Origin of the sequence: Marinobacter sp. Hex_13 (genome assembly GCF_001566815.1) — a bacterium.
GTDB classification, from domain to species: Bacteria; Pseudomonadota; Gammaproteobacteria; order Pseudomonadales; family Oleiphilaceae; genus Marinobacter; species Marinobacter salarius.
The window spans coordinates 79166-94236 of the sequence record NZ_LSMM01000084.1 but is presented as its reverse complement, the minus strand read 5'-3'; the positions used below and the strand labels follow the sequence as shown (position 1 = coordinate 94236).

12 protein-coding genes and 1 tRNA gene are annotated in these 15071 nt (G+C 57.9%); 6 read left to right on the top strand and 7 right to left on the bottom strand.

Annotation, left to right across the window (positions count from 1 at the left end; all coding sequences use genetic code 11):
• On the bottom strand, positions 1-726 hold a 726-nt coding region (locus AXW11_RS19650; protein ID WP_286792615.1), incomplete at its 3' end, for an aminotransferase class I/II-fold pyridoxal phosphate-dependent enzyme.
• A 233-nt stretch (positions 727-959) separates the two neighbouring features.
• Between AXW11_RS19650 and uvrB the strand changes: the two genes are divergently transcribed.
• The gene (gene uvrB / locus AXW11_RS19645) at positions 960-2996 is read left to right on the top strand and encodes an excinuclease ABC subunit UvrB (RefSeq protein WP_227517948.1); all 2037 of its coding nucleotides are present in this window, start codon (positions 960-962) and stop codon (positions 2994-2996) included.
• Here uvrB and rimI read toward each other — a convergent pair.
• Positions 2993-4105: a ribosomal protein S18-alanine N-acetyltransferase gene (gene rimI, locus AXW11_RS19640; RefSeq protein ID WP_091641955.1), complete on the bottom strand. Its 1113-nt coding sequence runs from the start codon at positions 4103-4105 to the stop codon at positions 2993-2995. The two genes, uvrB and rimI, sit on opposite strands and share 4 nt — an antisense overlap.
• A 241-nt stretch (positions 4106-4346) precedes the next feature.
• Here rimI and AXW11_RS19635 point away from each other — a divergent pair, with 241 nt between their 5' ends.
• Complete coding sequence (locus tag AXW11_RS19635) at positions 4347-5846, top strand: RimK family ATP-grasp domain-containing protein (RefSeq protein WP_041333093.1); 1500 nt, start codon at positions 4347-4349, stop codon at positions 5844-5846.
• Between the two features lie 12 nt (positions 5847-5858).
• Here the strand turns inward: AXW11_RS19635 and AXW11_RS19630 are convergent, their stop codons facing one another.
• On the bottom strand, positions 5859-7025 hold the full coding sequence (locus AXW11_RS19630) for a cation diffusion facilitator family transporter (protein WP_091641957.1): 1167 nt from the start codon (positions 7023-7025) through the stop codon (positions 5859-5861).
• Positions 7026-7397: 372 nt separating this feature from the next.
• On the opposite strand from AXW11_RS19630, the gene AXW11_RS19625 reads away from it, so the two are divergent.
• Positions 7398-8417 (top strand): quinone-dependent dihydroorotate dehydrogenase, encoded by a 1020-nt coding sequence (locus AXW11_RS19625; RefSeq protein WP_041333094.1) that lies wholly within the window; start codon positions 7398-7400, stop codon positions 8415-8417.
• A gap of 214 nt (positions 8418-8631) precedes the next feature.
• Here AXW11_RS19625 and rmf read toward each other — a convergent pair whose 3' ends face one another.
• Positions 8632-8841: a ribosome modulation factor gene (gene rmf / locus AXW11_RS19620; RefSeq protein WP_040474610.1), complete on the bottom strand. Its 210-nt coding sequence runs from the start codon at positions 8839-8841 to the stop codon at positions 8632-8634.
• A gap of 322 nt (positions 8842-9163) precedes the next feature.
• Between rmf and rlmKL the strand changes: the two genes are divergently transcribed.
• Positions 9164-11347: a bifunctional 23S rRNA (guanine(2069)-N(7))-methyltransferase RlmK/23S rRNA (guanine(2445)-N(2))-methyltransferase RlmL gene (rlmKL, locus tag AXW11_RS19615; protein ID WP_075196905.1), complete on the top strand. Its 2184-nt coding sequence runs from the start codon at positions 9164-9166 to the stop codon at positions 11345-11347.
• On the opposite strand, the gene AXW11_RS19610 is transcribed toward rlmKL, so the two are convergent.
• Both AXW11_RS19610 and AXW11_RS19605 read right to left on the bottom strand, forming a co-directional pair.
• The gene (locus tag AXW11_RS19610; protein ID WP_075196904.1) at positions 11331-11957 is read right to left on the bottom strand and encodes an outer membrane beta-barrel protein; all 627 of its coding nucleotides are present in this window, start codon (positions 11955-11957) and stop codon (positions 11331-11333) included. The two genes, rlmKL and AXW11_RS19610, sit on opposite strands and share 17 nt — an antisense overlap.
• A gap of 113 nt (positions 11958-12070) precedes the next feature.
• Positions 12071-12550, bottom strand: coding sequence for a hypothetical protein (locus AXW11_RS19605; RefSeq protein WP_036208396.1), 480 nt, complete (start codon positions 12548-12550; stop codon positions 12071-12073).
• A 110-nt stretch (positions 12551-12660) separates the two neighbouring features.
• On the opposite strand from AXW11_RS19605, the gene AXW11_RS19600 reads away from it, so the two are divergent.
• Positions 12661-13953 (top strand): M18 family aminopeptidase, encoded by a 1293-nt coding sequence (locus AXW11_RS19600; RefSeq protein WP_041336509.1) that lies wholly within the window; start codon positions 12661-12663, stop codon positions 13951-13953.
• 1 nt (position 13954) lies between these two features.
• Here the strand turns inward: AXW11_RS19600 and AXW11_RS19595 are convergent.
• A tRNA-Asn gene (locus AXW11_RS19595) sits at positions 13955-14030 on the bottom strand.
• 73 nt (positions 14031-14103) lie between these two features.
• On the opposite strand from AXW11_RS19595, the gene AXW11_RS19590 reads away from it, so the two are divergent.
• Positions 14104-15069 carry a YheT family hydrolase gene (locus tag AXW11_RS19590; RefSeq protein ID WP_091641960.1) on the top strand — a complete coding sequence of 322 codons (966 nt, stop codon included), beginning with the start codon at positions 14104-14106 and terminating at the stop codon, positions 15067-15069.
• Positions 15070-15071 lie beyond the last annotated feature (2 nt).

Genomic DNA, 15071 nt, shown 5'->3' with positions numbered 1-15071 from the left:
GTAGGCCTTGGACACACCATTGAGCACGAAAGTGCGATCGTACAGCTCCGGCGTGGCGTTCAGGATGTTGCAGAACGGCTGACCGGTCCACAGGATCGGCTCGTACATGTCGTCCGTGGCGATCATGATCTGCGGATGCTTCTTCAGCACTTCGCCAATTGCCTTCAGCTCGTCCAGGCTGTAAGCCATGCCACTTGGGTTGGACGGGCTGTTGATCACGAACAGGCGGGTGCGCTCGGTGATGGCACTTTCCAGCTGCTCCGGGGTGATCTTGAATCGGGTGTCGGCGCTGGTTTCGATGATAACCGGTTTGCCTTCAGCCACCAGTACCATATCCGGGTAAGATACCCAGTACGGCGCGGGAATAATGGCTTCGTCGCCCTTGTTCAGTGTGGCCAGCGCGAGGTTGAAAAAGCTCTGCTTGCCACCACCACTTACCAGGATCTGGTTGGCTTCGTATTCCAGGCCGTTGTCCCGTTTGAACTTCGCAATGATCGCCTTTTTCAGAGCGGGCGTACCATCCACGGCGGTGTACTTGGTCTGGCCGTTGTTGATGGCTTCGATGGCCGCCTGTTTGATGTGATCCGGGGTATCGAAGTCCGGCTCGCCGGCACCCAGGCCGATAATGTCCTGGCCAGCAGCGCGAAGTTCCGCTGCCTTGTTGGTGACTGCGAGGGTGGGAGAGGGCTTGATTGCCTGTACTCGGCTGGAAAGTTGAAGGTCCAAACTTGCGCTCCTTAAAGCTGCGTCTGATAGGGCTCCGGCGGCGTCGGGGTAGTGGTTTCCACCATGTTCAGGCCGCCTTTGACGATTCAGATGGTATCATGAAGCCCGCGTGACGATAAGTTTCTCTGCAGATTGCATCTTTTGATATTCGCGGTGCAATGCGTTGCCCAGATCACTTTTGATTGAACGAAGGATGTCTCCAGACTATGGCCACTTCAGAAACCGGCGCGCTCATGAAAGACGGCGCCTTCAAGGTGGATTCCCCGTTTCAGCCAGCTGGGGATCAGCCCAAAGCCATTGATGGGCTGGTGGACGGTATCCACTCCGGCCTGGCACACCAGACGCTGTTGGGTGTGACCGGCTCGGGCAAGACCTTTACCATTGCCAACGTCATTCAGCAGGTGCAGCGGCCGACTATCATCATGGCCCACAACAAAACCCTGGCAGCCCAGTTGTACGGCGAGTTTCGTGAGTTTTTCCCGGACAACGCGGTGGAGTATTTCGTTTCCTATTACGACTACTACCAGCCCGAAGCCTATGTACCATCGTCCGATACGTTCATCGAAAAAGACGCCTCCATCAACGAACATATAGAGCAGATGCGTCTGTCGGCGACCAAGGCCCTGCTGGAGCGGCCGGATGCCATCATCGTTGCCACCGTATCCTCCATTTACGGCCTGGGTGATCCCCAGTCCTACCTGAAAATGATGTTGCACCTGGACCGGGGCGACCAAATCGACCAGCGTCACATCCTCCGGCGCCTCGCCGAGCTGCAGTACACCCGCAACGATGTCGAATTCCACCGGGCCAATTATCGGGTGCGGGGAGATGTGATCGATGTGTTTCCGGCAGAATCCGAGAAAGAAGCCATCCGCATTGAGTTGTTCGATGACGAGGTGGAAAACCTCAGTTACTTTGATCCCCTGACCGGTGAGGTTCTCCGGCGTGTGCCCCGTGTCACCATTTATCCGAAATCCCACTATGTCACGCCAAGACAGAAAGTGCTGGATGCCGTTGAGCGCATTAAGGTCGAGCTGGATGAGCGCCTGCAGCAATTAAGGGACAACAACCGCCTGGTGGAAGCGCAGCGTCTGGAAGAGCGCACCCGGTATGACATTGAGATGATGTTGGAGTTGGGCTACTGCAACGGCATCGAAAACTACTCGCGGTACTTGTCCGGTCGCCAGCCGGGCGAAGCGCCTCCGACGTTGTTCGATTATCTGCCAGCCAATGCGATGCTGGTGGTGGACGAATCCCACGTCACCATTCCCCAGATCGGCGCCATGTACAAGGGCGACCGGTCCCGTAAGGAAACTCTCGTGGAGTACGGCTTCCGACTGCCTTCTGCGCTGGATAACCGGCCCATGCGCTTTGACGAGTGGGAACGGATTGCGCCGCAGATGCTGTTCGTCTCCGCCACCCCCGGTAACTACGAAGCCGAGCATGCAGGGCAGGTGGTTGAACAGGTGGTGCGGCCAACCGGCCTGCTGGACCCGGAAATCGAAGTTCGCCCGGCCTCTACCCAGGTGGACGATCTGCTCTCGGAAATCCGCTTGCGCACTGACGTCAACGAGCGGGTTCTGGTGACCACGCTCACCAAGCGTATGGCCGAAGATCTGACAGACTTCCTGATGGAGCATGATATCCGTGTGCGTTACCTGCATTCGGACATCGATACCGTAGAGCGTGTTGAGATCATCCGTGACCTGCGCCGGGGCGAGTTTGACGTACTGGTAGGCATCAACCTGCTGCGGGAAGGTCTGGATATGCCAGAAGTATCGTTGGTGGCTATCCTGGATGCCGACAAGGAAGGTTTCCTGCGTTCGGAACGTTCGCTGATCCAGACCATTGGGCGGGCTGCGCGTAACCTCCATGGCAAGGCGATTCTCTATGGCGATCGGATCACCGGTTCCATGCAGCGGGCGATCGACGAAACCGAACGCCGCCGAACGAAGCAGGCGGCCCATAACGAGGAGCATGGCATCACGCCGCAGGGTCTGAACAAGAAGATCGCGGATATCATGGAAGGCGCCGGTGGTGGCGGTGGTCGCGGTCGCCGTAAGGCCGAGCGTCCGGGCGAGAAGGCTGCCGAGGAGGCAGAGAAGTACCGTGCCAAGGCGGGTAACCGCTCTCCGGAAGAGGTTCTCAAGGAGATCACCCGCCTGGAGGACGATATGTACAAGGCCGCTGCGGATCTCGACTTCGAGACGGCTGCCAGGTTACGGGATGATATTTCCGAGCTTAAAGAGGCTGCCTTGCGGACTGGCTAACGCCTTGGTCCTACTATGACCGCTGCCTGCAACGGTTGGATCTTGCCGTAACGGGACATGCGGTCGAACACCCGGCGGTCTACCGGCAGGTATTGCTTGTCAGCGACGGTCTCACCAACGTCCGTGTCGATTTCCGGGTCGTGCAGGTATACAAACTGATCATCCATCGCACACACCGTCACCCAGTGGGGCACGCGGCTGCGATTCAGTTGCCAGGTGCTGATCAGGATCACCGGCACGCGGCCATCGTGGAGCGCAGCCTCCATACCATCCAGGGTGAGCGGGTCGTGATGGAGTTCGATGCCGGTCTGGCCGATGTCGTAGAGAAAGCCTTCGTGCACCAGCTCCAGAACCCGCTTCTTGTCGTCGTTGCGAACCGTGTCCTTGAATAGGGCACCTTCTTTGCTGATGTAGGCGCTGGCGTGGAACCCGCGATGCCAGGCCGCCAGTGCCAGGCCGTGGGGGCCGCAGCCGCCGTGGCCGGCGAGCATAAAGATGGTGGTGGCCTCACGCCAGAGTTTCAGTTCTTCCAGGGTGGTCATCGGCTGCTGTTCATCCAGGGCCGCCATGGCCATGATCAGGGCTGCCGGGCCGCAGGAGAATTCTGTGGTCTGGGGGTAATAGGGTACCGCCGGAAATTCCCGCGAAGGTTCGTAGAACAGGATGCGACGCTCGAAGCGCAGCGCGGTGCCGTGGTCTTCGTAGTAGTCCCGATAGGTGCCGAACTGGCGATAGCCCAGGCGTTGGTAGAGCCGTATCGCCGGGGAGTTGTCTTCCCGCACTTCGAGTCTCATCACGATGCGGCCGGCGTCGACCGCCGCAGCTTCCGCCTCACGAACCAATTGCTCGCCGATATTGCGGCCGCGTTCGGCTGGCGACACCGCGATGGAATAGATTCGCGCCAGCCGGGTGGCCGCGCTCATCAACACCAGGCAGTAGCCCACAAGTTCGTCGCCGGCCAATGCGACAATCAGGCGATCCCGCGGCATATCCAGGAAGCGCCGGAAGCTGCGCCGTGAGATCCGGTCTTCGGTGAAGCAGCGGTTCTCCAGCTTTACCAGTGCGTCCAGATCATCGCTTGTGGCGTGACGAAAAGCGAGTGATGTCATAGTGAAAGAACTCTGGATAACTCAAATGTGGCGGCTTCGCCGGATTCAGCTTTGACGGCTATTATGAGTGAGTGCCGACGTTGCCGATAGCATGCAATCATGCGTAAAAGCACGCATTTCGTGCTAATTGTAGGCTAGAGCGTTCCGGCGTATTGTTGCGAGATTGTACAGGCACCGTCGACGCATGGTGGGCCTGTGTTCCCCAAGCTTCCGGCACTGCCTTCATGGAGGAATGCCACTGATGTCACGATTGTTGATTGTTGTTGACCGCGCCAAGGACTGGGCACCGTATTACCCCAGTGAAGACGTGCTGACTTTTGATCAGTATCTACAGTTTTCCGCGCCCACTTCCAGTCGGGTGCGGGTGATCAACCTGTGCCAGAGCGCCCGGTACCTCAGTCGTGGCTATTACTGTTCACTGCTGGCTGAGGCTCGTGGCCATCATGTGGTGCCGTCTGTGATGACGCTCAACGACCTCAGCCGCAAAGGGCTGTTCTCGCTGCAGTTGGATGAACTGGATGCGAGCGTGATCAATTGGCTTGAGGAAGCCGGGGCTGAGATCGAGCCCGCCGGTGACAATAACCACGCCACGCGGGAAGTGCGTGTCCGCACGTACTTCGGGCAGGCGGAACATGGGGATTTGAAGCCGGTTGCACGCGCGTTGTTTGATCGTTTCCCGTGCCCGGTTCTGGACGTGGTGTTCCGCCGTGGCAAAACCTGGCAGATAGCGTCCATGAAGCCAGGCTGTCCCGCCGACCTGAAAGGGAAAGAACAGGATGCCTTCGCGGCGGCGTTTGACCGTTTCAGCAGCATGGTCTGGCGCAAGCCCCGTACCCGCCGTCGTTATCGGTTTGATCTTGCGATGCTGGTCAACGAGGACGAGGAAATGCCTCCCAGCGACAAAGAGGCGCTGGAGAAATTCGAGAAGGCTGGCCGTAAGCTGGGGATTAACGTGGAGCAGATCGGCCGCCGTGATTATATGCGGCTGCCGGAATACGACGGCCTGTTTATTCGCGAGACTACTGCCATCGATCATCACACCTATCGTTTCGCCCGCAAGGCCGAGGCCGAGGGCATGGTGGTGATCGACGACCCGGTGTCGATCCTGCGTTGTACCAACAAGGTCTATCTGGCGGATCTGTTGAAGAACAACAAGATCCCGACACCAAAAACCCTGATTCTGTCGAAAGATCAGAAAGACAGCGCTGAACAGGTGATTCGTGATCTGGGCTTTCCTGCCGTTATCAAGATTCCTGACGGTGCCTTTTCGCGGGGAGTCACCAAGGCGGAGGATGAAAAAACGCTGCGGGCGGGCCTGAAAGAGCTGTTCAAACAATCGGCACTGGTACTGGCCCAGGAGTACCTTTACACCGATTATGACTGGCGTATCGGGGTGCTTGGCGGCCGGGCCATCTATGCCTGTAAATACTACATGGTGGAGGGACACTGGCAGATCTACCAGCACGGTGGCGCGGAAGTGGACAGTGGTGGTTTCGATACCATGCCGACGTACGAGGTGCCCCGGAACGTCATCCAGGCAGCGCTCAACGCCACACGTCTGATCGGCAATGGCCTTTACGGTGTGGACATCAAACAGTCTGGTAACCGAGTGGCAGTCATTGAGGTAAACGACAACCCCAGCATTGATGCCGGGGTTGAGGATCGATTCCTGGGAGGGGAGTTATACACCCTGATCATGCAGGAGTTCCTGTCCCGCATGGAGGAAAAGCGGCGTCGCTAGACAGACGCCCTGTCAGTTCTCGGTATGGGCGTGCCATATCCTGAGGCTGCCGAACCACGCGTAGCGGCCAAGGTCCTCGCTGATCTGACGGGCGTCAGGAAGTGCCTCAGACTCAGGAATCTCCATAAACAGTTCCATATGGACCCGGTTGCGGAGGTAATGCAGCCGTAGCCGGTTGTTGGACGGCAGGTTTTCTATGTGTTGGTGAAGTACCTCGCGGATTTCCGCTCGAGCGGGCAGTTGCTCGGAGGTCTGGGGGTGGATTTCGTCGTTCTCGGCATCAATGTGGAAATTGATGTCGAGAATGTTGTCCAGGGCATTGCGCATGGCTTTTACCACCTGCATTCCTATCTGATGCCCTTCGGAGACACTGATCTCCGGCGACACCACGAGGTGCACATCCAGCAGGATGTCATGCCCCATGCGCCTGCTGCGAAGTTCATGCACGTTGCGCACGCCGTCGGTCTTACTGGCGATGTGTTTCAGTGCTTCGGTATCTTCCGGGGACAGGCCTGTATCGACGAGTTCTTTCACGCTGTCGCGGGTGAAGCGCCAACCGATGTGAATGATGATCCCGGAGATAATCACTGCCGCGAGAATGTCCAGCCACAGATAGCCCAGCATGGCGCCGATGGTCGAGAAGAGCACCACCACGGAGGAGAGGGCATCAGTGCGGCTGTGCCAGGCATTGGCGATGATCAGGTCCGAACGGATCGCTATGCCAACCCGGCGTGTGTAGCGATAGATCCATTCCTTGCTGGCAATGGAGATGACGGCTGCCACCAACACCGGCCATTCGGGAATGTTCACAGCGCCGCCATCAAGCAGTCGCAGGGTGTTATCCCAGGCCAGGGCCGCGCCAACGGCAATGAGGATGCTGCCGAGCACCATGGTGCCCATGGTTTCTATGCGTTGGTGGCCATAAGGATGGTCCTGGTCTGGCGCTTGACGGGACACCCGCATGACACCCAGTACGACCAGGTCCGATGCGACATCCGTAAAGGAATGAATGCCATCCACCAACAGCGCCTGGGAATGAAACAGCGTTCCGGCGATGACCTTGAGAATGCCCAGTACACCATCCAGTAGCATTCCGATAACGGTTACACGCGATGCTGCCCTGCGCTCCTGGGGGAGTCCCTTGGGTTCTTGGGAGGAAAAGGTCTGCTGGTCCGTCATTGAGGTTCTCCGTGGGCCTGATCGTCAGTATAACGAACCTGCCACTGTATGTTTTATGCACATGGGCGGAATCGCTGAATGACGTAACATTCTGTGACTGAACTGCCTGTCGTGACAGAAAAGTCTCCGTAACTATTTGATATTTATAAATAAATAAACTGATCAAAAAATGATCAATCTGTAGGCTGGCGCGAATATCAAGGGTTCGGCCGCGTTGCCCCGCGATTTTCAACAGGGTTATCCACAGATTCCGTGGAAAAGGTCACAAGAGCTTAACGCTACAGACATTTAGCCGTCATATTTAAGGTGTAGGGCGATGCTGTGGAAAACTTCCGGTATACTCCGCATCGTTCTCGATCAGGGAGATTGTGTATGTATGGCATTATGCGCGAACTGCTGTTCCGGCTGCCACCGGAGACTGCTCATAACCTGACGTTGTCGGGGCTCGATATGGCAGGAAAGCTCGGGTTGCTCCAGGCGCTCGTCAGCAAGCCGGAGCCGCTGCCAACCAAGGTGATGGGCCTGGAGTTTCCCAATCCCGTTGGGCTGGCTGCAGGGCTCGACAAGAACGCTGATCATCTGGATGCCCTGGGCGCATTGGGATTTGGGTTTATCGAAGTAGGCACTGTCACGCCTCTGGCTCAGCCCGGCAACCCGAAGCCGAGAATGTTCCGGCTCCCTGAGCACAGCGCCATTATCAATCGGATGGGTTTTAACAATCATGGCCTTGAGCACCTGCTGGATCAGGTGGACAAGCGTCGTTACGCCGGCGTACTGGGTATCAATGTCGGCAAGAACAAGGCCACACCCAACGAGGAATCCGAGTCAGATTATCGCAAAGGTATCGCGGCGGTGTATTCCCGCGCTGACTACATCACGGTGAATGTATCATCCCCCAATACGCCCGGTCTGCGGGATCTTCAGTTTGGCGACTCTCTAAAGGGCCTGATGCACGCCATCAAGGAGGAGCAGGCACGTTGTGAGAAGGAACATGGGCGCTACGTGCCGTTGGCGGTGAAGATCGCCCCGGATATGGACGACGACGGAGTGCGCTTTGTGGCCAACGCTCTGAAAGAGTCGGGGCTGGACGGTGTCATAGCCACCAATACCACCATCAGCCGCGAGGCCGTTGCCGGGCATCGGTACGCGGAAGAAGCTGGGGGGCTCAGCGGGGCGCCGGTAAAGGCGTCTTCCACCCGGGTGATTCAGGCTCTGTATGCGGAACTGGGAGAGTCGTTACCGATTATCGGGGTAGGCGGCATTACCGACGGTGACAGCGCGGCTGAGAAAATTCGTGCCGGCGCAAAGTTAGTGCAGATTTATACCGGTTTTATCTATCGCGGTCCGGCGCTGATCCGGGAGTCGGTCGACGCGATTCGGCGTCTGACTTGATGCGGTGGTGAGAACGGTGTGCCATGAGGTGTGCCAGGAAGTGAGGCCAGAAATAAAGTGGGCCCGCTTAGCGGGCCCGTGCGGGGAATAAACCCCGTGGCGTTTCATCGCATGGTACGGGTCGGGAGGACCCGTTTGGGTTGCTCTGGGTACTGCGCCAAATTGTGTGTTGTTGAAAGATCAGATTAAAGATTCGGGGTGCTGACAAACAACGTTATGCCGTTACGTTTGCCAGTCTGTGGATGCCGGATACGCCGGTCATGCCCTCCCATTGATCTGTGCGGCCTTCTCGCCACCCGTTGAGCCATTCCTGGCGAACTTCCGGCTGTTCCAACGGGCAACTGTCTTTTGCTTTACCGGACACGCCGGCCAGGTAACCCCGTTTGAATGCACGAGCGTACATATCTCTTTTCTGTCTTTTCATGCCGTTCCTCACTGATGGATTAACAGAACAAGCGTGTACACATCTGCCGTGGCCGAGACTTGGGGCAACCCTTCCGGGGTAACCCACTATTGTCAGGTATGGCCAGAGCAGTCAGGATCCTGTTAACAGAGAGCCCTTTGTTGGCTCCCCGGAACGACGCGTCACCTACAAGGTAAGACTAAGCCAGCGCCCTTGTACACTATTTATTTCATCTATATGAAGCTTCTCTTATAGTTGTGTGACATAACAAGCCAGTGAAAACCTCGGAAAATGCGCTAATCCCACGACCTTAGCCATCGTAGAAACGACTCAGGAGTCGAACGTGTCAGACCTTAACTTTTTCGTAACCTGCCCCAAGGGCCTGGAGTATTTGCTGGAGGACGAACTGCGTACCTTCGGCATGGACCCGGTCCGGAACGCACCGGCAGGTGTCTGGGCCAACGGCACCCTTGAAAGTGGCTATCGTGCCTGCCTGTGGTCGAGGCTCGCAAACCGGGTCATCCTTCATCTGGCGGACGTGGATGCCACCTCCGGTGACCAGATGCTGGGGGGGGTGACGGATCTGGAGTGGCAGCAGCATATTCCGATGAATGGCAGTTTCCGCGTCAACTTTGTGGGTCAGAACGAAGCCATCCGAAACACGCAATATGGTGCCCAGCGAGTCAAGGATGGCATTGTGGACCGTCTGCGCAGTGCCAGTGGACAGCGGCCTTCCGTGGACGCCAAAAACCCGGATGTAACGGTATCCGCACGCCTGAATCGCGGCAAACTGTCGGTAGGCATCGACCTGAGCGGCGACAGCCTCCATAAGCGGGGCTATCGCACGGAAAAGGGGGCAGCGCCACTGAAGGAAAATCTGGCGGCGGCTCTGCTGACGAGGTGCGGTTGGCCGGAGCTGGCGAAAGCCGGCGGCGATTTCATCGACCCTATGTGTGGTTCCGGCACGCTGGTGATTGAGGCTGCCATGATGGCTCTGGATCTGGCGCCCGGCCGCAAGCGCGAACGTTTCGGTTTTGAGCGTTGGCTGGGCCACCAGCCGGACCTGTGGTTGTCACTGCGCCAGGAAGCCGAGAAGCGCGCCTATACAGGCAAGCAGGGCATTGAGGGGCGCGTTCCTGCCTTCCTGGGCTTTGACCAGGATCGAGGGGTGATACAAACCGCAGGGAACAACCTGCAACGGGCTGGCCTGGAAGGCATCGTAACCATCAAGCAGCAAGGAGTTGACCAGTTCAGCCGCGAAGAGGCCTGGGCCGAGACTGGCCTGGTGTTGGTTAACCCTCCCTACGGCGAGCGCCTGAGCGAACGCAAGGAGCTGGGCGGTCTTTATCGCAGCCTGGGTGAAGCCGTTAAGGAAGCGTTGCCGGGCTGGCGGTTTGGCGTATTCACCGGTGCGCCCGAGTACGGCAAATCCATAGGCCTTCGCAGCTACAAGCAGTACCGTCTCTACAACGGCAAGTTGCCGGCGCAGTTGCTGTTGTTCAACGTGGATGACGCCAGCGCCATGACACCGCGGGAGCCCGATGTACCTGGCGAGGTGACGCCTCGCATCGCCAATGAAGAGCGCGCTGCGATGCTGCGCAATCGCCTGAAGAAAAATATGAAGACCGTCGGCCAGTGGGCCCGCAAGCAGGGTATCGGCTGTTACCGCCTGTATGACGCCGATATGCCCGAGTTTGCACTCGCTATTGATGTCTACGAGGGTCGTGTCCACGTTCAGGAGTACGCTGCTCCCAAGTCAGTCGACGAGCGTTCCGCACGGGAACGGTTGGCCGAGGCTCTGGCGGTGATTCCCGACGCCATCGGTGTCGAGCGGGAAGACATGGTCTGCAAGCAACGACAGCGGCAGACAGGTACCAGCCAGTACGAAAAGCAGGCAGCCAGCGGAGAGTTTTTCAACGTTCACGAACATGGTTGTGTTCTGAAGGTGAACCTCAAGGATTATCTGGATACGGGCCTGTTCCTGGACCATCGACCAGTACGCAACTGGATTCAGCAGAATGCTGCGGGCAAGCGGTTCCTGAATCTTTTCTGTTATACCGGAGCGGCCACCGTGCACGCAGCGGTCGGCGGCGCGACCCGTTCACTGAGCCTGGACATGTCGAAAACCTATGTGAACTGGGCTCAGGAGAATCTCGCGCTTAACGGTGCGGATGCATCCCATCACCGGGTGGAGCAGGCGGATTGCCTGGCGTGGCTGGCGGGCAAGCCAACCAGCGATCAGCGTTTTGACCTGATTTTTATGGACCCGCCCACCTTCTCGAATTCCGCCCGCATGGCCGGGGTACTGGATATTCAGAAAGACCATGGCAGGTTGATACGCCAGGCGATGCAGCGGTTGACCTCAGAGGGCCTGCTGATTTTCTCGACCAACTTCCGGCGCTTCAAGCTGGATGAGAGCCTGGAAGAGGAGTTCGCCATTGAAGAAGTGACCCGGGATACCCTGGACCGGGATTTTCAGCGCAATGCCCGAATTCACCGGTGCTGGCAGGTCAGAACTCGTATTTAAAACCGGTTGAGAACTGGAAGGTGTTCGCGCCGGTTTCGGTGTCTTCAAATAACCGGCCACCTTCCAGGACGATGAAACCGTTATCGATAACCTCGAAATCCAGGCCAAGCAGCCAACTCACGCTGAAGGAACTGTCCGGATATTCGTCCGCGATTGAGGCGTAGGGCGAGTCATCGTCAGGATCGGCTTCCCGGGCCTTGCCCAGCGGAGTCAGAGTGGCAACCCCCTGGACGTGGGAAAACCCGAACTGGGCATAGGCGTTGGCGTAATCGGTGATCGGGTAATGGCCGCCGATGTACCAACTGGCGAAGTACTCGATGTCCAATTCCAGTTCGTTGTCGATTTCGGCGGTGGTGGTACCCGCACCTGCGCGGATCTCCACGTGAAAATACTCGGAAATATGCGTTCCAAGCACCATGGATCCTGTGGTTGACCAGGCTGTTTCGAGGGTGTTCTGGCCTACAGACCGGTGGTTGAGTCCGGTGGCCAGAATGCCGACGTAGGTCATGCCTTCGCGGGGAACTTTATCCTGTGCGCTGGCCATGACCGGTGTGAGCAATGCTGCGGAAAGCGTGGCGGCCGTGAAGAGGTGTCGCAACAGCGTGTTCATTGTTATTGGGCTTCCTGGCGTTGTCGGATTCCGACAGATTCTGCCTTCTGTAACTGTTTGTTACGTCGACACAAGTCACAGTTCGCATTGCCAGCGACGTTGTAGGATGGGGTTCAGTCGAAGAAGCCTTCCTCACGTGCAATCAATAACAGTGCATAGACCCCGTTTTCGGGCAGTTGAGGTTCCAGGCCTTCGTCGGACAGCAGTTGCCTGCGTCGGTCGTCCAGCGCTTCCCGGGGCAGGGACGTGACCAGTTCTTCCATGCCCGCGATTTCGAAGGGCGCGTCCATGGCGACGGCGGTGAAGATCAGATCCACCAGGATTTCGTCCGGGTCCATGCCGTCCACGTAAACCGTCTGGTCGGGCAGGTCCTGATGAAGCTCCTGGGCCAGTTCGATCAGGGGTACGCCCTGTTCTTCCAGGTAGAGCAGGTCGATATCGCCCAGGTCGGCGTCTTCCGGTATCCATTCGTCGGCCGGGGCGATGACGACGGTTTTCATCTGACCGTCTTCCAGTGACCAGGCCATGGCCACGGGGAACAGAACGTCGTCGGTCTGGCAGTATTCGATATCAAGAAAACGCGGTGCGGGCAAGGTACACTCTCCGGGTAGCCGGGCTGCGCGGGCAGCCGTTTTGTACGGATATGACGTCGGGCGCCATCATGCCATACTGGCGCCGCAATTATCAGTTTATCAGGGACATCATGGAACACGCTGAATTTAACACCAATCTGCTCGAATTTCTGAACGCATCACCGACCCCCTGGCACGCTGTAGCCAGTATGAAGCATCGTCTTGATCAGGCGGGTTTCAAGGCCCTGGATGAGAAAGAAGACTGGGAACTGGAAGCGGGGCAGGGCTATTACGCCATCCGTAACGGCTCATCCATCGTGGCGTTCCGCACTGGTCGCCGCGACCCCGCGGAAGCCGGTATTCGTATGGTGGGTGCCCACACCGACAGCCCCTGTCTGAAGGTGAAACCTAACCCGGAACTGCGCCGCAAGGGGTTTTTCCAGTTGGGTGTGGAAGTGTACGGCGGCGTGTTGCTGAATCCCTGGTTTGATCGTGACCTGTCCCTGGCGGGTCGGGTCACTTACGTGGATGAGTCCGGGTCGGTGAAAGACACACTGATCAATTTTCGCAAGGCCGTGGCGTATATACCCAGCCTCGCCATTCATCTGGACCGGGAAGCCAACAGCAATCGCACGGTTAATCCACAAACCGATCTTCCGCCGGTATTGATGCAAGTGCCGGAGGACGACACCACCCGCTTCACCGATCTGCTGACCGACCAATTGGCCACGGAGGCCCCGGGTGTCCGCGTTCGTAAAATTCTGGGCTATGAACTTGGCTTTTACGACGCCCAGCCAGCATCGCTGGTGGGGCTGCGCGAGGACTTCATTGCATCGGCACGGCTGGATAACCTGCTGAGCTGTTACATAGGGCTGCAGGCTTTGATTGAATCTTCCGGAGACGAACCGGCGCTGCTGGTGTGCAACGACCACGAGGAAGTGGGCAGCATGTCGGCGGAAGGGGCTCAGGGGCCGTTCCTGTCAGCGGTTCTGGACCGTTGGTGCGGTACGGGTCGGGCGCGCGCGATTGCCCGCTCGATGATGATCTCTGCGGACAATGCTCATGGTGTCCACCCCAACTACATGGACCGGCACGACGAGAACCACGGCCCGCTTCTGAACCAGGGGCCAGTGATCAAGGTCAACCATAACCAGCGTTACGCCACCAACAGCCGCTCAGCAGCGTTGTACCGCCACATCAGTGATGAGCTTGACCTGCCATATCAAACTTTTGTGGTGCGCAGTGACATGGGGTGTGGAAGCACGATTGGCCCGCTCACTGCCGGTAATCTTGGGGTGACAACGCTGGATATCGGTGTGCCACAGTTTGGCATGCACTCAATCCGGGAAATGGCAGGAACCAGAGATGGGGTGACGTTGTTCCGGGTGCTGCGGGAGTTCATGCAGCGAGAGGAGGTGCTGTAAATGGCTCCCCGAGCTGGGCTCGAACCAGCGACAAACGGATTAACAGTCCGTTGCTCTACCAACTGAGCTATCGGGGAACAAAGTCGGAATGGCGCGCATAATAGGGACTTTGCCCGGCGGCGTCAACCCCATGAATTGAAAGGTTAAATTTTGTACGACCACAATCTGTATTACAAGCCACCGCTGTGGTTGCGCAATGGCCACGTCCAGTCTGTCTGGCCGACTCTGTTTCGCAAGGTGTCACTGACAGAGCCGGTCAGGGAATCGCTGCCAACAGAGGACGATGACGAGTTACATCTGGATTGGTATCGCCAGGGGAACGACCGGTTGGCGGTGTTATCCCACGGCCTGGAAGGGCACAGTCAGCGTCCTTACATGCAGGGATTGGCGCGGGCGCTGTTGAACGACGGCTGGGATGTATTGGCCTGGAACTTTCGTTCGTGCGGCGGTGTGATGAACCACCAGCCCCGCTTTTACCACAGCGGCGCAACCGGCGACCTGGACAGGGTCGTGCAGCATGGACTTGCTCAGGGGTATGGAAAAGTGATGCTCTCGGGCTTCAGCATGGGCGGTAACCTCACTCTGCTATACCTCGGGCAGAAGTCAGAGCAGGTGGATAGCCGTATCTGCGGCGCTATCACCTACTCCGTACCCTGTGACCTGGCCGGCAGTGCCGATACGCTGGCCCGGCCCAGCCGGCGTATCTATATGCAACGTTTTCTGCGTGACCTTCACGCGAAGATGGAAGAGAAGTCGAAACGATTCCCGGGGCTGATCGATATTACCGGGTTCGAAAAGATTCGCAGTTTCCATGAGTTTGATGATCGCTACACCGCCCCGTTACACGGTTTCCGAGATGCCAGGGACTATTGGGACAACTGTTCTGCCTTGTGGACTTTAAAGGACATCCGTGTGCCGGCGCTGATGGTTAACGCTGCCGATGACCCGTTCCTGTCCCGGCAATGTTTTCCAGAATCCCGTGCGCAACTGGGCGCTTACGTGAGGCTGGAAGCGCCCCGCTGGGGCGGCCATGTCGGCTTTGTTGAGCACGTTCAGGATGGCTATTACTGGTCGGAGCGGCGGGCTGTGGCGCATGCCCGCACGCTGGTGGCTTAAAG